Source organism: Streptomyces sp. M92 (assembly GCF_028473745.1).
Classification (GTDB): domain Bacteria; phylum Actinomycetota; class Actinomycetes; order Streptomycetales; family Streptomycetaceae; genus Streptomyces.
Map to the genome: position 1 here is coordinate 4,873,585 of NZ_CP101137.1, position 18,529 is coordinate 4,892,113.

The 18,529-nt window shown below is 70.5% G+C and carries 16 protein-coding genes and 1 pseudogene; 6 read left to right on the forward strand and 11 right to left on the reverse strand.

Annotated features, from left to right (window positions below; all coding sequences use genetic code 11):
* Positions 1-13: 13 nt before the first annotated feature.
* From M6G08_RS21815 to M6G08_RS21825, 3 genes are all read right to left on the reverse strand, one after another.
* Entirely contained in the window at positions 14-667 is a 654-nt protein-coding gene (locus M6G08_RS21815; RefSeq protein ID WP_272588843.1) for an anti-sigma factor family protein, read from the reverse strand.
* A 150-nt stretch (positions 668-817) separates the two neighbouring features.
* Complete coding sequence (locus M6G08_RS21820; protein ID WP_272588844.1) at positions 818-1,333, reverse strand: hypothetical protein; 516 nt, start codon at positions 1,331-1,333, stop codon at positions 818-820.
* A 141-nt stretch (positions 1,334-1,474) separates the two neighbouring features.
* Positions 1,475-2,029 carry a sigma-70 family RNA polymerase sigma factor gene (locus M6G08_RS21825; RefSeq protein WP_073729034.1) on the reverse strand — a complete coding sequence of 185 codons (555 nt, stop codon included), beginning with the start codon at positions 2,027-2,029 and terminating at the stop codon, positions 1,475-1,477.
* A 232-nt stretch (positions 2,030-2,261) separates the two neighbouring features.
* On the opposite strand from M6G08_RS21825, the gene M6G08_RS21830 reads away from it, so the two are divergent.
* The gene (locus tag M6G08_RS21830; RefSeq protein WP_272588845.1) at positions 2,262-3,422 is read left to right on the forward strand and encodes a CapA family protein; all 1,161 of its coding nucleotides are present in this window, start codon (positions 2,262-2,264) and stop codon (positions 3,420-3,422) included.
* Positions 3,423-3,609: 187 nt separating this feature from the next.
* On the opposite strand, the gene M6G08_RS21835 is transcribed toward M6G08_RS21830, so the two are convergent.
* Both M6G08_RS21835 and M6G08_RS21840 read right to left on the reverse strand, forming a co-directional pair.
* The gene (locus M6G08_RS21835) at positions 3,610-5,535 is read right to left on the reverse strand and encodes an FG-GAP-like repeat-containing protein (RefSeq protein WP_272588846.1); all 1,926 of its coding nucleotides are present in this window, start codon (positions 5,533-5,535) and stop codon (positions 3,610-3,612) included.
* A gap of 316 nt (positions 5,536-5,851) precedes the next feature.
* Positions 5,852-6,379 carry a hypothetical protein gene (locus M6G08_RS21840; protein WP_272588847.1) on the reverse strand — a complete coding sequence of 176 codons (528 nt, stop codon included), beginning with the start codon at positions 6,377-6,379 and terminating at the stop codon, positions 5,852-5,854.
* Positions 6,380-6,669: 290 nt separating this feature from the next.
* On the opposite strand from M6G08_RS21840, the gene M6G08_RS21845 reads away from it, so the two are divergent.
* Complete coding sequence (locus tag M6G08_RS21845) at positions 6,670-10,548, forward strand: polymorphic toxin-type HINT domain-containing protein (protein ID WP_272588848.1); 3,879 nt, start codon at positions 6,670-6,672, stop codon at positions 10,546-10,548.
* Positions 10,545-11,057, forward strand: a complete 513-nt coding sequence (locus tag M6G08_RS21850) for a hypothetical protein (RefSeq protein ID WP_272591530.1) — start codon at positions 10,545-10,547, stop codon at positions 11,055-11,057. Before M6G08_RS21845 ends, M6G08_RS21850 begins: the two co-directional genes overlap by 4 nt.
* 60 nt (positions 11,058-11,117) lie before the next feature.
* On the opposite strand, the pseudogene M6G08_RS21855 reads toward M6G08_RS21850, so the two are convergent.
* Together M6G08_RS21855 and M6G08_RS21860 are read right to left on the reverse strand one after the other, a co-directional pair.
* Positions 11,118-11,911, reverse strand: a pseudogene (locus M6G08_RS21855) (amino acid permease); the annotation flags it as partial.
* A 170-nt stretch (positions 11,912-12,081) separates the two neighbouring features.
* Positions 12,082-12,543, reverse strand: coding sequence for a universal stress protein (locus M6G08_RS21860; RefSeq protein ID WP_272588849.1), 462 nt, complete (start codon positions 12,541-12,543; stop codon positions 12,082-12,084).
* A 110-nt stretch (positions 12,544-12,653) separates the two neighbouring features.
* On the opposite strand from M6G08_RS21860, the gene M6G08_RS21865 reads away from it, so the two are divergent.
* A complete protein-coding gene (locus tag M6G08_RS21865) occupies positions 12,654-13,490 on the forward strand; it encodes a polysaccharide deacetylase family protein (RefSeq protein ID WP_272588850.1) in 837 nt (278 codons plus the stop codon).
* Positions 13,491-13,520: 30 nt separating this feature from the next.
* Here the strand turns inward: M6G08_RS21865 and M6G08_RS21870 are convergent, their stop codons facing one another.
* Positions 13,521-14,186 (reverse strand): class F sortase, encoded by a 666-nt coding sequence (locus tag M6G08_RS21870; RefSeq protein ID WP_272591401.1) that lies wholly within the window; start codon positions 14,184-14,186, stop codon positions 13,521-13,523.
* Positions 14,187-14,517: 331 nt separating this feature from the next.
* Between M6G08_RS21870 and M6G08_RS21875 the strand changes: the two genes are divergently transcribed.
* The gene (locus M6G08_RS21875) at positions 14,518-15,012 is read left to right on the forward strand and encodes a hypothetical protein (protein WP_272588851.1); all 495 of its coding nucleotides are present in this window, start codon (positions 14,518-14,520) and stop codon (positions 15,010-15,012) included.
* Between the two features lie 139 nt (positions 15,013-15,151).
* Here M6G08_RS21875 and M6G08_RS21880 read toward each other — a convergent pair whose 3' ends face one another.
* The 3 genes from M6G08_RS21880 to M6G08_RS21890 all read right to left on the reverse strand — a co-directional run bounded on the left by M6G08_RS21880 (position 15,152) and on the right by M6G08_RS21890 (position 16,764).
* A complete protein-coding gene (locus tag M6G08_RS21880; protein WP_272588852.1) occupies positions 15,152-15,664 on the reverse strand; it encodes a hypothetical protein in 513 nt (170 codons plus the stop codon).
* A gap of 187 nt (positions 15,665-15,851) precedes the next feature.
* Positions 15,852-16,616, reverse strand: a complete 765-nt coding sequence (locus tag M6G08_RS21885; protein WP_272588853.1) for a bestrophin-like domain — start codon at positions 16,614-16,616, stop codon at positions 15,852-15,854.
* A gap of 16 nt (positions 16,617-16,632) precedes the next feature.
* Positions 16,633-16,764, reverse strand: coding sequence for a hypothetical protein (locus tag M6G08_RS21890; protein ID WP_019330432.1), 132 nt, complete (start codon positions 16,762-16,764; stop codon positions 16,633-16,635).
* A gap of 707 nt (positions 16,765-17,471) precedes the next feature.
* Between M6G08_RS21890 and M6G08_RS21895 the strand changes: the two genes are divergently transcribed.
* A complete protein-coding gene (locus tag M6G08_RS21895; RefSeq protein WP_272591402.1) occupies positions 17,472-18,422 on the forward strand; it encodes an SCO0930 family lipoprotein in 951 nt (316 codons plus the stop codon).
* Positions 18,423-18,529: the final 107 nt, after the last annotated feature.

Sequence of the window (18,529 nt, forward strand, 5' to 3'; positions counted from 1 at the left end):
CCCCGGCGCGGTGTCACCCGGCGGGCAGCGTCACCAGACGCTTCCCGTCCGCGGTCCGCACCTCGTAGCGGGCGATCTGGTCGGGGTGCAGGGCGGCCCCGCCCCGCATGGTGTTCGGCCGGGCGTCGTGTCCGGGGACCATCCAGCTGGTGACCGTCTGCTCGGTGCCGTCGCGGCCGACGGCGACCAGCCGGCAGGGCCGCGGGCCCGCCGCGTCCTTGACGGTGAGTTCCACTCCGGTGCCCCAGGCCCGGCCCTCGGCCGAGACCTGCGCCCACACCCCGGACCGTTCGTCGGTCGCGGTGAGCCGCACCGCCGGTGCGTCCGCCTGGCCCGTGCAGAGGACGGCACCGGGACCGGCCACGGCGCACACGACGGCGGCGGCCACGGCGTACAGCACACGCCTGCGGCCCGACCGGCGCAGCGCGGCGACCTCGGCCAGCAGCCGGTCCAGCAGGCGCGGGCCGGGCCGGGGCACGGGGTGGACGGAGCGGGGCGTCGCCTGCCGGTACAGCATCAACTGTCGGGTGGCGGGACCGAATTCGGTCACCCGCGTCGCGCACCGAGGGCATTCCATGAGGTGGTCCTCGAAGCGGAACGCGTCCGCCTCGTCCAGCACGCCGAGCGCGTAGGCGCCGACGTCACGATGGCTTTCCAGGGACCTCATGCCGAATCCTCGTGCCGTTGGGTGCGGGTGGGGTTACTCGGTGCTCCCACCCGTACGCACCGGACCGCCGAATCACTCAAGCCACGTACGGAATCGCGACCAAGGGGTTCGGAGCGGCGGGGCCGGCGGATTGGTCCCTGCTCGGGGAAATCAGAAAAGATGGATGGCGAGGTGGCCGAGCGGCAGACCCAGCTGCCAGGCCGGCGTCCACACCTTCGGTCCCTCGTCCTCGCCGGTCACCGGCGCTCCGCCGGGCACCGCGTTCAGGTCCGGGGCGAGCAGTTCGGTCTCCTCGAGCCAGCGCCAGGCGGCCCGCGCCATGTCCAGGTCCGGCGAGTGCCGGCCGGCGGCGACGGCGTCGGCCGTGACCTCGGCGAGGCGCACGCGCACCCACTCCTGCCACGGCTGGTCGTAGGCGGTCAGCGACAGCCAGGTCTCCAGCCGGGTGACGACCCGGATGCCGCTCAGCTCGTCCTCGGTGTCGGACAGGAAGACGGTCAGCGCCAGCGCGTCGCGTCCGGCGCGGAACTCGAAGGACGTCGGCGGCATCAGGTCGCCGGTCCGCAGCAGCTCGTCGGCGATGTACTCGGCGTACAACCACGCCATGGGGACGGTCAGTTCGCCTCCACCGGCGCCGTCCGTGCTCTCTTGACCTCTGTGCAGCATCCCTTCCTGCCTTCCTCCGGTGCGTGCGCGTCGCCCGACCCGGGTCATGGGCCCCCGTCCGGAACACGGATGAGGACAGCCGATTACTCAACCGGGGTCCTGGGCAAGGCGCTTTACGGAGGCTTGACCATCCGGTCGGTTTCACCGCAGGTCGGCGGCGTATCCCGGCAGCACCCTGCGCAGGGCGCGCAGCGCGTAGTACGCGCGGGACTTCACGGTACCGGGTGGGATGCCCAGGGCTGCCGCGGCTTCCGCCACACTCGCCCCCTGGAAGTACACCAGCACCAGGACTTCACGGTGCTCGGGGGTGAGAGTCTTCACAGCCTCGCGCACGTCCAGGGCGGCGGCGGCCCGTTCGGCGTGATCGGCGCAGACCCGCGCGTTCTCCAGCACGGCGTCGCCGACCTCGGCGGGGCGCGCCTGCCGGGCCCGCCGCGCGTCGATCGCCAGGCGCCTGGCCACGGTGAGCAGCCAGGGGCGTACGGAGTCGAAGTCGTCGGCGCGCAGCGCCTCGGGGTGCTGCCAGGCGCGCACCAGGGTCTCCTGCACGAGGTCCTCGGCGCGTTGCCGGTCCCCGTCGCTGAGCCGCAGCAGCAGCGCGAAGAGCGGCCGGCCGTGCTCGCGCTGGAGTGCGGCGAGCTCGTGCTCGGCGGTCGTCTCGCTGGTCCTGTCCATCAGGGTGATTCCGGCCGTCATGGCCGTATGGCATCGCAGGGTGCCGTCGGGGGACAGGGCACGCGCACGGGTGTGCGACGGACGGTCGATCGTGTCGACGAACGGTTCGACGAACGGTCGGCGCACCCTGTTCGCGCACGCCGGACGGGCTAATGAGCGTGTCGGAGCCGCCCGGGGCCACAGCGAACCCATTACCTGTTTGTCAGTAAATGTGACTTTTCCTCGGTGTGTGCGACCCCAGCGGAGTGAACGGATGATCACACGCAGTCGGCAGGTGGCCCTGGCCCTGACCGCCCTCCTCGCCGCGGGCGCGGCCTGCCAGGCCCGCGACCACGAACCACCGAAGCCGAAGCCACCGGCCCCGGCCCCGTCCGCCGCGGACGACGGCGCCTTCACCCTGGTCGCCTCCGGCGACGTGCTGCCGCACGACTCGATCATCGACCGGGCCCGCTTCGACGCGGGCGGCACGGGCTACGACTTCCGCCCCATGCTGGCGGGCGCCCGCCCCGTCGTCTCCGGCGCCGACCTGGCCCTGTGCCACATGGAGACGGTGTACGGCGCGAACGGCGACTACAGCGGCTACCCCCTGTTCAAGTCCCCGCCGGAGGTGGCCAAGGCACTGGCCGCCACCGGCTACGACGGCTGCTCCACCGCCTCCAACCACAGCGTCGACGACGGCGCGGACGGCATCCGCCGGACCCTGGACGCCCTCGACCGCGCCGGTGTGCGGCACGCGGGGACGGCGCGCTCCGAGGCCGAGGCGCGCACCACGACCGTCCTGCGCGCGGGCCGGGCGAAGGTCGCCCACCTCGCCTACACCCTCCACACCAACGGCCACCCGCTGCCCGACGGGCAGCCCTGGGCGGTGGACATGATCGACGAGGAGCGGATCGTCGCGGACTCCCGGGCCGCCCGTGAGGAGGGCGCGGACGTCGTCGTGGTGTCCCTGCACTGGGGGACCGAATGGCAGGACGAGCCCGACCAGGACCAGTTGACGCTGGCCCGGAGCCTGACCGCCGCCCGCGCCGGCGAGCGCCCCGCCATCGATTTGATCCTCGGCACCCACGCCCATGTGCCCCAGGCGTACGAGAAGGTCAACGGCACCTGGGTGGTCTACGGGATGGGCGACCAGATCGCCGGCGAGATGATCAACGGCGACGGCGAACGCGACCCGCGCGGCAACCAGTCGTCCATCGGCCGCTTCACCTTCGCCCCGCCCGACCGGCCCGGCGAGCGCTGGCGGGTGACGAAGGCCGAGTTCGTCCCGCAGCTGTTCGACGTCGACGCCGGCCGGGTGGTGAACCTCAACCGCGCGCTGGACAAGGGCGCCGAGGTGAAGGCCGTGCGCGACCGCGTCCGCGACGTCGTGCTGAGCCGGGGCGCGGCCGAGGACGGGCTGGTGATGGGGAAGTAGCCCCAGGGGTCAGCCGACCTCCACGTGGTCGAGGGCGTCCAGCATGGCGCCGAGCCCCGGAGACAGGCGGTGAGGTCGGCGCCGGACGGCCTGTGCCCGGGCCGTCCGGCGGCACGGGCATCGACACCGCCGTCCACGCCCCTTCGGGCGTCGCCCGAACAAGCCCGTGCTTTGACGGGTGGTTGTGTCAAGGGGCGATGTTGCTGCTGTCCCAGACGCGGTAGGGGTTGTCGAAGCCGTTCCCGGTGCTGCTGAAGCGCCACCAGGCGGAGCGGTAGGAGCCGTTGGCCTGCCGACCGTAGTCGTACAGGACGTGGACGTCGTCCTTGCCGTCGCCGTCGAAGTCGCCGGCGACGGGCTTGGACCGGTTCCAGTCCCAGGAACCGGTGCCGGATTCCCACTTGGTGACGGGCGCCTCGAACGTGTCGCCGTTGCTGGTCCACAGCTTGGTCTGGTTGCGGCCGTCGGCGTTCTGGCCGTTGTTGTAGAGGATGGCGATGTCGTCCTTGCCGTCACCGTTGAAGTCGCCGGCGACGGGCTTGGACCGGTTCCAGTCCCAGGACGTGGTGCCGGAGTACCATTGGTCGACCGGCGCGTCGAAGCCGGGACCGTTGCTGCTCAGAGTCCACAGTCGGACCTGGTTGCGGCCGTCGGCGTTCTGGCCGTTGTTGTAGAGGATGGCGACATCGGTCTTGCCGTCGCCGTTGTAGTCGCCCGTCACGGGATTGGAGCGGTCCCAGTCCCATGAGGAGGTGGAGGCCCACTCCGCGTCGGGTGCTCCGAAACCCGTGCCGTTGCTGGTGAACGTCCACAGCGTGGTGACGTTGCGGCCGTCGGCGTTCTGGCCGTTGTTGTAGAGGACACCGACGTCCGTCTTGCCGTCACCGTCGAAGTCGCCCGCAATCGGCTTGGAGCGGTCCCAGTTCCACGAGGAGGTGCTGTTCCACTTCACGACCGGCGCGTCAAAACCGGGGCCGTTGCTGAGGAAGGTCCACAGCGCGGTCCGATTGCGACCGTCGGCCGCGGGAGACAACTTGTACAGGACCGCTACGTCGTCCTTGCCGTCCCCGTTGAAGTCGCCCGCGACAGCCTTGGACCGCTCCCAGTCCCACGACCCCGACCCTGCCGCCACGCTGTCCCACCCGCGCACTGGGCTGTACGACGCCGACGTGGTGCTGGTGAACTTCCACAGCGCGGTGTGATTGGCCCCGCTCGAGGTCGGTGCGTACTTGTGCAGCGTCGCTGTGTCGGTCCTGCCGTCACCGTCGAAGTCGCCCGACAGCTCCTGCGACGCGGCGGCGCTCTCGCCCGCCTGGCCCCAGCGCGCGCCAGTCACCATCGCGACCCATCCTCCCAGGTCGTCGACCCGGGTGTCGACCGCGTTCGTGCGAGTCTCGGCGGGATCGGTGCCCAGACAGCCCCCCTGCCAGGAGCGCGCGTTGACCGCGACGAGCTCGGGGACGCCGTCGACAGAGCGTAGGGCCGGCCCGCCGGCGTCGCCCTGGCACACGGTCGCGGTGTCCGAGCCGTTCAGGTTGACATCGGTGGCGGTGGTGGAAGCGACGGTGAACGTGCCGGTGTGGAGCTTGCCTGGAACCCACTCGGTCTCGGTGCGCCCGAAGCCGGCCTTGGTCAGCTTCTCGCCTGCGACGGCCGGAGTGGTGGCCAGCTTGACCGGCTTGATGGCCGGGGCGGTGATCGCCTGGGCGAGCCGGACCAGAATGAGGTCGCGGTCGGGGTGGGGCACCAGGTCAACGGCTTGTTGGACGCTGTCACCGGTTTGTGTCAGGTCCGTTCCGCCGATCGTGACCGTGGTGGCCGTCTCCGGCTTGCCGATGGCCGGTCTTCCGTCGACGGAGAAGCAACTGGCCGCGGACATGACCCACTGCGGGTCCACGAGCGCACCGGAGCAGGCACGGTCATGCTCGCCGACGACGATCCGCGCCGTGTAGGTGAAGTCACCGTTGTCGACGGGGCTGCCGACAACGGCCTGGGCGGGAGGGCCGACGAGGACGCCGGAGACAACGGCCGCCGTGAGCGTGGCACTCGTGACCGTCCTGCGCACACGCGAAGCCACACTGGCCGGCGTCGCGCGCCGAGGATTGTTGATCATGGTGATGTCCCTTACATCATTCAGTGGTTCTGGACAGTCGACGGCCCCGGGCGGAGCACAGCGCCACACCGGAGGCACAGGCCGCGGTCGTCCCTCTCGTGACTGTATGCAGGGGCAGGGTGACGGTGGAGGCCGGCCAGATCCGGTCTCACTCCTGGCCGGCGCTGCCGTGGCACTCTCAGATGATGACCTCGACGCTCAGCGTGGTTGCCGGGCCCGGACGTGATCGCGAGCCGCCGAGGCCGAGGCACTTGGCACCAGGCGATTGCCGCGGCCGTGCAGTGCTTGGAACGTCCTGGCGCCGGGCCCGCGAGGGTCAGCCCTGAAGGCGGATCTCGACAAGGGTGGAGCGCACGCCGGAGTCACCGGACTCGCCGACGGGCTGGAAGTCGTTGGCCGGGATGTTGACGACTTCCTGTGCCCCGCCACCGTTGGGTGTCAGGGTCGCCTTCACAGCCGATTCGCCGGTCCAGAGAGTGAAGGTGTCCCGGATCTCCATCGTCAGAAAGCCGGTCTTGGCGTTGGAGTGGAAGCAGAACTTGTAGTTGCCTGCGTGGGCCTCGACAAGGATGTTCGACGGGTCCGCGATGCACTCACCAGGGTCGGTGATCGACGTGAGCGTGATGTGCCCGTCACCGCGCTTCAGTGTGATGCCCCGTTCCGCCAGGATCTTGTCGGCTTGCGGGTAGTTGAAGTCCTCGACCGCCACCGGCATCTCGGCGGCCGCACGCTCAGCGGCCGGAGCAGCGTCCTGGGGCGCGGCCAGCGCGGTTGCGCCAAGACCCGTCACCAGCGCAGCCGTTGCGCCACCCAGTATCAGCTTCCGGGCAGGAAATGTCGCCATGAGGACCTCTCAGAAGAAGTTGAGCATGTGAAGGAAACGGGAGGAGTCAAACCCATCAGGGTCACAAAAGTAAAGCAGATGTAAGATCCATCCAGCGTGACCCCCCTCGTCCACCAGGGCTTACACGGTGGTCTGGCCCACCTCAACCCCCCCAGCACTCACGCATGTTCACGTCTGCGTACTTCGAGAAGGATCGTCAGGTGAAACACCGCTCTCGCCTCATACCGCTGAGGCGAACAACCAGAACCTCAAAGGGCAGACGGTTCGGCCTCAGGGCCGCTTCCGCGTCCATGCTGGCCACCACGCTGTGCTTCGGACTGCTGTCGGCGTCACCAGCGGCGGCACAGGAAGACCCGGAGATTCCCGCACTCCGCAGTCAAGTCGTAGAGCTGTGGGAAACCGGGGGAACCGGCATCCGGGAAGCGGCTGAGCAAGCACTGCTCGGTTCGGACGAGGACATTCGGGCGTTCCTCACGGACATGCCTGCGCTGCAGGTGGTCGATGACCGGGTCGATGTCGCCCGAGTGGTGAACGTTGGCGGTACGTCGGTTCGGGAGGCCGCGAAGAAGGCTCTCCTCGGTACGCCCGCGGACGTGGAGGCCTTCCTGGCCGGTGGCTGGAAGGCACCGTATGAGGCGGACCAGCGGGCAGAAGCCGCCAAGGTGATTCACTTCGGTGGGACGGCCGTGCAGGAAGCCGGCAAGGCCGCTCTGCAGGGCACGCCGGAGGATGTGACGCACTTCCTCGAGGTCGAGCAGTGGGACAAGCGGGAGTCCGACGACCGGGCCGAAGTCTCCAGGATCTACAACTCAGGCGGCACGAATGTGAAGGCGGCTGCCAGGCTCGCTCTCCTGGGCACCTACGAGGACGTCCTGGAATTCCTGGATGTCGGCCAGTTCGTGGCACGCAACCGTGACCAGGAGCATGCCACGATCGAACAACTGATCAAGCAGGCCGAAACCGCTGGCAAGCAGGCCGAGCAGGCCACCGACAAGGCTGAGGAGGCTTCCGCCAAGGCGGTTGCCGCAGGGGTGCTGGCCGAGGAGGCTGCGCAGCGCGCGGCGAAGGAAACCGAGGCCGCCAAGGACGACGCGCAGCGCGCGTCGGTCAAGTCTCAGCAGGCCGCCGACGCGGCCCGCGCTGCGGCCGACGCGGCGCAGACCGCGATCGGTGCCGCCAACGCTGCCAACCGTTCCGCCCGCCGTGCCGCTCTCGCGGCGGCACAGACCGCCAACGCGGCCGTCGCGGCGGCCGATGCGGCCGCGCGTGCGTCGAAGGCGGCGATCGCGGCCGGAAAGGACCGGGACAAGGCGGACGCGGCCCGCGACCGTGCGGCTGAGGCGCGTAAGGCCGGTGAACTCGCCCGGCGTTCCGCGAAGGCCGCCGAACAGGCCGGACTGGCATCACTGGCGGCTGCCGAAGCCGTCGGCGCGGCGAAGTCCGCGAGCGGCAACGCCAACAACGCCGCCGACGCCGCCGACGCCGCAGCCGGATACGCTGAAGCAGCAGGAGGCTCCGCAGCGGAAGCACGTGCAGCTGCGGCGGAAACGCGTCGGCACGCGAATGAGGCGAACCGTGCGGCGAATGCCGCTGAGTCCCTGGCGCGTAAGTCGGCCACGGCCGCGAACGCAGCGCGTGACGCCGCGAACTCGGCGGCGGAACATGCCGACAAGGCCGCGGACGCGGCCGAAGACGCGGCCAAGTATGCCTGGGAGGCGTCCGAGCAGGCAGCCAAGTCCACGGCACAGGCCAAGCTCGCCGACGCGGCGGCCGACAGCGCAGAGCAGGCCGTTACCCTTGCGAAGACGACCTTTGCCCTAGCCCGGCAGACCGAAGCCGAAGACCTCGCCGCACGCACCAACGCAGCCATCGAACGCGCCAAGACGCAGCAGGCCGTCACTCACGAGTTCACCCGGGACGTGGCCAAGTCGGTCGCGGACGGTCAGGCGATCGAAGACGACACGAAGGCGCTGGCCGCCGAGCTCGCCAAGCCTGATGCCGACAAGACCGCCATCGCCGAGCAGGGCCGCGAGATAGCGCTGCGAGCCATGAAGTACTACGGCTCCTGGCGAAAGGACGCCGCCGCCCAGGCCCTGAGCGGGTCCGATGACGCTGTGCTCGAATATCTGCGCACCGGCTGGCAGTCCGGTGTGGCGGACGAGATGCGTCAGCAAGTCGCCGACCTCTCCACCACGAGTCCGTACGACAAGGTCCGCACCGCGGCGGTCGAGGCGCTGAAGGGTACTGACGAGCAGGTGCGGGACTTCTACCTGACCGGCCAGTACGAAGCGGCCGAGGCGGACTACCGCGCCGAGATCAGCAAGATCTACAACACGGGCGGCACCAGTACGAAGGAGAAGGCGAAGGCGGCGCTGCTGGACGGCAGCATCCCCGCCCTGCGGACCTTCCTGAACAGAACGCAGTACTCCGCTCGCAACACGGATGAGCGAGCCGCAGCGTCGAAGCTCTTCAACGACGATGGTCCCGAGGTCAGGGCAGCCGCAAAGATCGCGCTGAACGCACCCGCCAACGAGCTCCACACTTTCATCCAGGCCGGCCAGTACATGGCCGATCGCAAGGACCAACTCGCCTACACTCACATCGCCCAGGTCGACCGGCTCATCGCGGAAGGCGAGATGATCGCCACAAAGGCCCGGGAGGACGCCCACCGGGCCGCCCAGGCCGCACACATCGCCAACAACGCCGCCGACGACGCCGAAAGGTCACGCCTCGCTGCCGAAGCGAGCGCCAAGGAAGCAGACGGCTACGCGACCCAGGCCGACCAAGCTGCTGGCCGCGCCGAAGCCAGCGCCGCGGATGCCCAGGAATCCGCCACCACCGCACGCAACGCGGCCAACCGCGCCCAACAGGACGCTGTCAACGCCGAAGAGTCCGCTGCGGACGCCGCATTCTCAGCGAGTTATGCGCGGGCGTCTGCCGAAATGGCCCGCAAGTCGGCTGACGATGCGCACCAGGCAGCGCTCGATGCGGGAAAGAGTGCCGACGAAGCCGAAGCCGACGCAAAGGCAGCCTGGGATGACGTCGTCACGAAGCGGGAAGCCGAACTGGCCGAGGAACGTCGGCTGGCTGCCGAGCAGCGTAAGGCGGAGCGGGAAAAAGAAGAGAAGCCGAAGTGCTTCATCAACATCTACCGGGATACTCTCCCGCCCTGCATGATGAGCGGTGGAGAGATCGTCATTCCCAAGGTCGACGAGGTTACGACCGAGATATTCTGGGAACTGACGGGTCTCAACGACATCAAGCGATGCGCTACTGACCCGACCCTGAGTGACTGCCTGTGGGCGACAGTGACCGTGCTTCCCGCCGGGAAGATCAAGTCGGTCAAGAGTATCGATAAGATCAAGGATATTATCGAGAAGTCGCGCGCGGGACGGGTGGTGAAGTGCGCGACATGTTTCCTTGCCGGGACCAAGGTGCTAATGGCGGACGGTTCCCGCAAGAACATCGAGTCGATCAGGCCAGGTGAGACAGTCACCGCCACTGACCCGGTTACTGGGCAGACAGAAGCCCGCGTCGTCGAGGATCTCATTGTCACGGATCAGGACCAGTCCTTCAGCGCGCTGAAAATCTCGACGAGTCGCGGATCCGAGACGCTGACCGCAACCCATGAGCACCCCTTCTGGTCCCCGTCGCGTGCGGAGTGGGTCGAGGCCGGTGACCTTCAGCCGGGAACGACTCTGCGGACGCTGGACGGATCTCCGGCCACGGTGCAGGAGAACCGGCCGTTCATCGACCAGGCCCGGACATACAACCTCACCGTCGAGGCGCTGCACACCTTCTATGTGCTGGCCGGCGATACGCCAGTCCTGGTGCACAATGATGTCTGCGGCGTCCGGGTGTCTCCCATGGCTCCTGACTGGGCAACGAAGGGCGCGCACCTGCACGTAGGTGCGGATGAGGTCCGCGTGTTCGGTGACGAGGTCGGCGGGATCGGAGCCAAGCCGCTTCGTATGTCACACGGGTGGGCGTCCAACAAGAGTGTCCAGAAAGTTCTCGACACGCTGAAGAGCAGCCCTGAACTCCGCAAGGACCTGATCCAGAAGGCCCGTGCCGCGCAGACCGAAATGAACAAGCACAACTGGGGCAACACCAAGAACCGCGCCCTTGAACTGCAGTACCTGATCAAGGCTTTGGAGAAGCTGGGATGAAAGGTCGAGTCTTCGTTGCAGAGGTCATCCGAACAGGTTCCGCGCTGGGTTTCGGCGTCGGCACCCGACTGGAGGAAGCAACGCTGAGTCTGCCCCTTGATTACGTGGACGACGTCCAGGGGCGAGGGAAGGACAAGGTGCTCCGGCGGGACTACGGCATACTGGAAGTCACCTGCGGGCAGCCGTCTGACTGGGTCGTGCAGACGGTATCCGTGCAGATGCACAGATTGGCTTCCCTCCCGGACCTTCGCCGTGCCGTTTCCGAGAACCTGCAGATCGACTGCGAGCCCTATACGAGCTGGCAGGAAGTGGCAGGTGAGCTCAAGGGGCACGGGGACGTCGAGCTGGTGGAGCCCCAGCTTGACTACTCCGGTTACCGGGTAGTTTCGGCTCGCTCCACTGGTGTCTCCGCGTACGTGGTGAAGGACCCTGAGGTGACTCGCGGGGTCTACCCGGCAGACGGTGATCTTTGGAGTCTGGAGATCATGTCTCCGCAATTCATGCCCTAGCCCCGATGCGACATGAGGGCCCGTCAGCTTGTTGGCGGGCCCTCTGTGCTGGTGCGGGGTCGAGTAGACGATCGCCTTCGGCATGTGCCGCTGGGCGTCCTTGGACTCCTCGGCGGCCGTCGACATGGCGTCGTAGCCGAAGGCCGCGAAGAAGACCGTCGCCGCGCCGGTGCCCCCCCCGCCGACCCCGTAGGGGAAGAACGGGTCGCAGTTCGAGGTGTCGATGTGGAAGACGCCGACCGCGATCACCAGCAGCACCACCAGCGCCTTCAGGACCACCACGACCCTCTCGGACCGGGCCGCGTTCTTGATGCCCAGGTTCAGCAGGAACGCGATGAGCAGGCACAGCAGCGCGGCGAACAGGTGGCCCCGGTGGCCTTCTCCGGTACCGGCCGCGCCCAGCATCCAGTTGGGGATGTCGGCGCCCACGTCCCCTACCAGGAAGCTGAAGTAGCCCGAGATCCCGAGCGCGACCACCGTCACGATCGCCGTGTACTCCAGCAGCAGGTCCCAGCCGATGAACCAGCTCGCCAGCTCACCGAGGACCCGTAGGTGTAGGCGGAGCCCGCCTTCGGGATCATGCCGGCGAACTCGGCGTAGGACAGGGCCGCCGCCGCGCTCGCGACGCCCGCGATGAGGAAGGAGACGAGGACCGCCGGGCCCGCCGTGCCGCTGGCCACCGTGCCGTCCAGGGGGACGATCCCCGCCCCGATGATGCCGCCCACACCGATCGCGGTCAGCTGCCACAGCCCCAGCGTCCGCCGCAGGCCGGCGCCCTCGCCGCCGTCCGTGTCCTGGATCTGCTCGATGGGTTCGCGGCGGAGAACGCCTTCTCCCATACGGAACCCGGCCATGCGCCTCACCTCTTTGTGAACGGCGAACGGCGAACGGCGAACGGCGAACGGCGAACGGCGAACGGCGAACGGCGAACGGCGAACGGCGAACGGCGAACGGCTGACGGTGAGTCACGATGACTCGTACACGCCCGTCGCGGAGGCCACGACGCGCTCGCCACCGAGGCCGGTTACGGCACCACGGTCACCGGCCAGCGCCCCGCCTTCACCAGCCGCACCGCGACCGACCCCACGATCCGGTGCCCGGCCTGCTCCGAGGCGCCCACGACCACGGCGTCGGCCTTGAGCTCGTCGGCCGCCTTCACCAGTCCGTTGTACGGATCACCGCGGAAGGTGTGGAACTCCCAGCGCACGTCGAATATCCCCTTGGCCCGCTCGGTCGCCTCCCGGATCCGGGCCACCAGGTCCTCGGCGATCTCGTCGGTCGTCTCCGCCACCGGAGCCCCGAGCGCGGCACCCGCCGCCAGCACCGGCTGCACGTACACCACGGCGAGCAGCGCGCGCTGCCGCCGGGCCAGGCCGCCGGCGTAGGCGGCCGCCCGCAGCGAGGAGTCGGAGCCGTCCACCCCGACGACGATGACCTTGGGTCCGTCCGTGCCCCGCTCGAACCGCTGGGCGTGCTGTTCCGTCACGCGGCGAGGCTATCGGAGGCGCTCGCGACCCTGCTCCGTGCGGGTGGTTCCGTGCCGCCGCCCCGGTGTTTCTCAGGTGCGCCGGACCCCTGCCGGGCGACTGATGAGTCATGCAGAAGGATCAGTTGCTCATCCGGCGCCGCGCCCTGCTGGCCGGTGTCGCGGCCGCCGGTGCGGTCGGCACCGCCGGCGTACTGGCGGTGGGTCCGGGGGGCGGACCGGCCCCGACGGCCGCGCCCGCCCCGGGCCCCGCGGCACGCCGCCCGCTCAAGCCGTCCGCCTACCGCCTCCAGCCCCTGACCGGGTACGGCGCGCCCGGAGACGCGCCCCGGCAGCCCCCGGTGCGCAGCGAGCCGATCCTGCGGGTGTCGGGCCGGGGCCGGATCATGATGCTCACCTTCGACGACGGCCCCGACGCCCGCTACACGCCGGACATCCTGGACACACTGGCCGAGTACGACGTGCGCGCGACGTTCTTCGTCTGCGGGGAGATGGCCGACCACAACCGGGACCTGCTGTCCCGGATGGCCGACGAGGGACACGTCGTCGGCAACCACACCTGGTCGCACCCGCTGCTGACCCGGCTGACCCGGCGCCGCATCCGCTCCGAGATGGAGCGCACGTGCGAGGTCGTCGAGCAGGCCTACGGGGAGGCGCCCCGCTGGTTCCGGGCCCCCTACGGGGCGTGGAACCGCGCAGCCTTCCAGCTCGGCGCGGAGCTGGGCATGGAACCGCTGGCCTGGACCGTGGACACCCTCGACTGGACCACCCCCGGCACCGGCACCATCGTCGAGCGGGTCGAGGACGGCGCCGCCCCCGGCGTCGTGGTGCTCTCGCACGACGCCGGGGGCGACCGCTCGCAGAGCGTCCGGGCCCTGCGCAGGTATCTGCCCGAGCTGCTGGACTCCGGCTACCACCTCACCGTCCCGCGCCGCCGGTTCGTCTGACGCCCGCCTCGCCCGAGGACCGGGGCCCGCTCAGCGGACCTCGGTCATCCGGGCGAAGGCGACGACGTTCCCCTCGTAGCCGTTCTGCTTGGAGAAACCCCCGCCGCAGGTGATGACCCGCAGTTCGGGGCTCCCCTTGGACGCGTACACCCGGTCGCCGGGGAAGTCGTCCTTCGCGAACACCTCGATGCCGTAGATCTCGAAGACCGCCGTCTTCCCGTCCTGGCGGTGCACCTCGACCTCGTTCCCCTTCTTGAGGGCGCCGAGTCCGTAGAAGACGGCGGGGCCCTGCTGGTTGTCGACGTGGCCGACCACGACCGCCGTGCCCTTCTCGCCCGGGGTGACCGCGCCGGTGAACCAGCCTGCCAGGTTCGGGTCCTCGGCGGGCGGCGCGTCGACCCAGCCCTCGGCGTCGAGGCCTACCGGCATGACGGGCGCGTCGACCTGGATGGCGGGGATGCCGACCCGGTCGGGCACCGAGTACGACAGCGGGGCGAGTCCCGTGGCGGGCTCGGCCTCGTCAGCGGCGCGAGCGTCCGAGGCGGCGGCCGACGCGGGCTGCGGCGGGCCCTGGTCGAACTCCCCCGAACCGTTCCGGATGAGCGCGAGCCCGGTCAGCAGCACCAGCGCTATCACGCCCCAGGGAGCGCGCTTCCTGCGCCGCTCCTCCTCTTCGGCCCACTCGGACGCGTCCATTGGCCTTCCCCTCTCGACCCGGCCGTCGCCGTGTCGTTCGCGCATACGGGCACGCTAAGCGCCGCGCGGGCGACCGGCATCGGGGCGGTGGCGAACGGGTGGCGGGGCCGCCCGGCGGTGAGCCATCCGGGACGCGGCCGGACGGAATGGCCCGACAGTCCGTGACCTGCGGCGATATCGGCTCCCGCGGTTCCGGCCGGGTACGCCCCTCACCAGGACGGACCATTCCCGAAATGCGGCCCCGCGCAGGGCAACTGAGGGTCTTTCTGGGAGACGCTTTCTCGCCGATCGACCGGGGACGGGTCCCGGGGCGTCTTTCGCGGAGGATCACATGCGCAACACTCGTGCCCTCGCGGCCGCCGGCGCCGCGGTCGCTGTCCTCGGGCTGGCCGCCCCCACGGCCACCGCGGGCGGCGACCACCACCAGCCGAGCAACATCGTCGCCCTGCCCAGTGTGATCGCCCGCGGCGGCCAGATGACCGTCACGGTCGACGGCTGCCCCCAGGGCGGCACGATGACCTCGGACGCCTTCCGGACGACCCACCTGACCCCGGTCAAGGGCGCCAACGAGACGTCCAAGGGCACCGCCACCATCAAGGAGGACGCCCGCCCGGGCTCGTACGACATCACCGTCAACTGCTCGGGCCGGCGCCTGACGCGTCCGGCCGCCTTCACCGTCATCGGCGGCGTCCGCGGCGGCATCGGCGGCAGCAGCACCAGCGGGGCCACCCCGACCGACATCGCGATCGGCGGCGGACTCGTCGCCGCGGCCGTCGCCGGTGGCGGCCTGTTCTGGATGCGCCGCCGCGCCGAGCGCCGCTACTGACCCGTCCCCGCAGGCCGCCGTACGGGCTCCGCCTTCGGGGGCGGACCCGTCCGGACCCCTTCGGCACCGACACGGCAGTTCGACGGCAGTTCGCCCCGGACCCGCGAAGGGTCCGGGGCGAACTCCCGTCGGTGGAGGCTCAGGCCGCGTCCTCGCCGGACCGGCGGCGCGAGAGGTGGTACGCCGCGCCGACCGAGCCCGCGACGAGCAGGGCGCCGAGCCCGATCTCGGTCATGTCGAGCCCGGCGACGCTGCCGCCCTCGCCGGCGTGGACGCCCTTGTCGGGGTGGCGGGGCTGGTGCGTGGGACGGTCGGAGTGGCCGCCCGCGATGGTCAGGTCCAGGGTCTCGGTCCTGCCGTCGCAGGCGAACTTCACCTCGTAGACCGCCCCGCGCCTGGCATCCTGGTCGACCTCCGCCGTCGCCGAGTGCTCGCGCCGCGGGATGGTGACCGTGTCGAACACCGCCGATGAGACGGTGACGCGGCCCTCGCAGCCCCCGGCCCCGCGGCCCACCCCCAGCGTCACCTCCCCGCCGGGCGCGACGGTGGCGGGGCTGAGGGTGAAGCCGAACGTCGAACCGTGGGCCGGTACACAGGCGGAGAGGGCGGCGACGCCCAGCAGTGCGACCGAGGCGGCGGGTATCGCGCGCATGTGAATCCTCCGGGTCCCGAGGAGCAGCGGGCGGACCTGTTCCGCTCACGCCAGGAATGCACCTCTATGTCCGAAACGCTAGGAACCCGGAAGGTCCGCCGCGATCGCAGTCGCGCGAATGGGGCAGCCGTGTGGGCCGCTCAGGGGACGCCGACGGCGTGTCGGGCGCCCCCTGGCGCGGGGAACCTCAGTCCCGTGCTCCGGGGAAGAGGTTGAGGAACGGGTCCGTCGACGCCGCCACACCGCGGCTGAACGGTGCGTCGAAGTCCCAGATGAGGAAGAGCAGGAAGGCGATCAGCGCCGAGAACAGCCCGGCCAGGACCAGTTCACGGGCCGTGCGCCGGATCTGCAGGGCGAAGACCATTCCGACCGTGACGACACCGCCCGTGATGAGGCCGAACCACACCACGCCCGGCATCGTCGCACCGGTCGACTCCGCGCGGGCGATGCGGGCCTGGTCCGCGGCGGTCACCTGGTCGACGAGCGGCTGGTACGCCTGGGCCTCGAAGTCCGTCCTCGGTTCGTAGTCCGTGACGTCCGCCCGGACGCGGTCGAGGAGCTCGGTGCCGCGCTCGGTCACCTCGCCCCGGTCGGCCATCACCTTCCACTCGGTGGTGACGACGTGTCCGACATAGGCGTTGACATCCTCCCGGATGCGGTCACGGACGTCGGGCGGGTAGACGCGGACGCGTTCCGAGATCTCGTGCAGCGCGACCGCCTCCGCCTGGACGTGGTCCTGGGCGGCGCTGCGCGCCTCCCAGACACCCGCGATGGCCAAGCCCAGGACGATGGCGTACACCACACCGATCCACATCGTCATGTACTCGATGACGTCCGGGGTCTCGGTGATGTCCTCGTCGTCGGACGCCCGGCGGTGCCGCACGAAGGTGATGATGACCACCACGACACCGGCGGCCACCATCGCGAGGGTGAGAACAAGCCATTCCGGCAAGACAGGCTCCAGGGGATCAGCGCGCACGGAGCGCGGCGACGGCGACCACCGCGGGCACCGTGATGAGCAGGACGAAGACGAGCGGCGAGGTGGCCCCGCGGGAGGACCGCTGCTGCGGACGGGCGGCGCGGTAGCGCGGGTAGTGCACCGGACTCAGCGACGGCCGGGGCGTGGGCGTGACGGACGGGGAGGGTGCGGGGGGCGCCGGCCGGTCCGGTACGGGGGTGGGCGCCGGCGGAGGGGCCGGGGGCGGGGTCGGCGCGGGCCGCTCCGGTGCCGGTCGCGGGGGCGGCGCGGGAGGCGGCGCTCGGGTCTCGGGGGGCGGCGGCCGACGGTTCGGGTTCCGGCTCGGGCGGTGGCGGGGGGGAGTGGGCTTCGGCGGTGGCGGCGCGGGCGTCGGCGGCGGAGCGGGCGGAGGCGTCGGGGAGGGCTCGGGGCACGCCGGGAAGGTGGGCCAGGTGCCGCTCCCGGCGACCGCCACGGCGTCGACGCCGCCCGGTCCCGTCGAGGCGTACGCGCAGGCGTCCGCCCGCGCCGGGCCGACCGGCGCGCCGACGAGCGTGAACGTCAGCGTCACCAGGGCCAACACCCGTCCGGCACAGGCGGATCGGGTCGGTTCGGGTCCATGCACGAGCAGATCATGAGGCCCGCGTGGGCCGGGACAGTCCCGATTACCGGACGATTGGCCCGAAGGAGGTACACGGGGCGGTCGGCGGTTTGACCGGCGCGGCATGGCTCGGGCCCGGAAAAGAAAACCGTGCCCCGGTTGAACACGACCGGCGTCCGCGTGCGTACCCAGTGTCGTGCGGCGGCGCGCGGCCGTCCCGGAACCTTCGTGACGATCGGGGATTGACGATGAAGACCTCCTGGCGGAGTGCCTCACTCGTGGTGGGCGCCGCGGTGGTGCTGGCGCTGACGACGGCGTGCGGCCAGGACGGCGGCGGCGCCACCGGCAGCCAGAACGTGGGCGCCACGGCCGCGCCCGGAGACGTCGGCGACATCGGCACCGGGGCCGGCGAGGGACTGGGCAGCGGCACCGGCGCGAACGCCCAGGCGTCGGCGAACGCGCCGCAGCCCGCGGGCAAGCTGTCGGTCTCCACGAACGCCGAGATCGGCGAACTGGTGACCGACGGAGCGGGCCGTACCCTCTACCGCTTCGACGCGGACACCGCCAAGCCGCCCAAGACGACCTGCGAGAACGACTGCGCCACCGCCTGGCCGCCCGTGGCCGCCGACGACGCGCTGGCCGGCGAGGGCATCGACGAGGAGCTGCTCGGCGAGGTCACCCGGCCCGACGGCACCAAGCAGCTCACCATCGGCGGCTGGCCGGCCTACCGCTACGCCAAGGACACCGCCGCGGGAGACGCCAAGGGCCAGGGTGTGGGCGGCAAGTGGTACGCGCTGGCCGCCGACGGCAAGAAGGCCGAGGCGGACGACGCGCCCGGACTGTCCACCCGCGACGACCCGAAGCTCGGTGAGATCGTCGTCGACGGGAACGGGATGACCGTCTACCGCTTCATGAAGGACGAGGCCTGGCCGAAGCCCGTGTCGGCGTGCACCGGCGAGTGCCTGGAGAAGTGGCCCATTGTGGCGCCCGTGGAACCGAACGACACCGAGGGCGTCGTGAAGAAGGACCTGATGACCTTCACCCGCCCCGACGGGGCCGAGCAGCAGACGGTCGACTGCTGGCCGATCTACACCTTCGCCGGTGACAAGAAGCCCGGCGACACCAACGGCCAGGGCGTCGGCGGCACCTGGTACGCCGTGTCGCCCGACGGCAAGCCGGTCGGCGCGCCGAAGAAGTAGCGGCCTGACGCCCGCCACTTCCGGCGCGCGCGACCCGAGGGCCGTCCCCTCCGCACCCAGGCGGAGGGGACGGCCCCGTTCGCGTGCCCCGGCCCACCTCGGCGCGT

Coding starts and splice junctions, on each gene's coding strand:
- M6G08_RS21815 (WP_272588843.1), bottom strand. CDS start 667: ATGAGGTCCCTGGAAAGCCATCGTGACGTCGGCGCCTACGCGCTCGGC.
- M6G08_RS21820 (WP_272588844.1), bottom strand. CDS start 1,333: ATGCTGCACAGAGGTCAAGAGAGCACGGACGGCGCCGGTGGAGGCGAA.
- M6G08_RS21825 (WP_073729034.1), bottom strand. CDS start 2,029: ATGACGGCCGGAATCACCCTGATGGACAGGACCAGCGAGACGACCGCC.
- M6G08_RS21830 (WP_272588845.1), top strand. CDS start 2,262: ATGATCACACGCAGTCGGCAGGTGGCCCTGGCCCTGACCGCCCTCCTC.
- M6G08_RS21835 (WP_272588846.1), bottom strand. CDS start 5,535: ATGATCAACAATCCTCGGCGCGCGACGCCGGCCAGTGTGGCTTCGCGT.
- M6G08_RS21840 (WP_272588847.1), bottom strand. CDS start 6,379: ATGGCGACATTTCCTGCCCGGAAGCTGATACTGGGTGGCGCAACGGCT.
- M6G08_RS21845 (WP_272588848.1), top strand. CDS start 6,670: ATGCTGGCCACCACGCTGTGCTTCGGACTGCTGTCGGCGTCACCAGCG.
- M6G08_RS21850 (WP_272591530.1), top strand. CDS start 10,545: ATGAAAGGTCGAGTCTTCGTTGCAGAGGTCATCCGAACAGGTTCCGCG.
- M6G08_RS21865 (WP_272588850.1), top strand. CDS start 12,654: ATGCAGAAGGATCAGTTGCTCATCCGGCGCCGCGCCCTGCTGGCCGGT.
- M6G08_RS21870 (WP_272591401.1), bottom strand. CDS start 14,186: ATGGACGCGTCCGAGTGGGCCGAAGAGGAGGAGCGGCGCAGGAAGCGC.
- M6G08_RS21875 (WP_272588851.1), top strand. CDS start 14,518: ATGCGCAACACTCGTGCCCTCGCGGCCGCCGGCGCCGCGGTCGCTGTC.
- M6G08_RS21880 (WP_272588852.1), bottom strand. CDS start 15,664: ATGCGCGCGATACCCGCCGCCTCGGTCGCACTGCTGGGCGTCGCCGCC.
- M6G08_RS21895 (WP_272591402.1), top strand. CDS start 17,472: ATGAAGACCTCCTGGCGGAGTGCCTCACTCGTGGTGGGCGCCGCGGTG.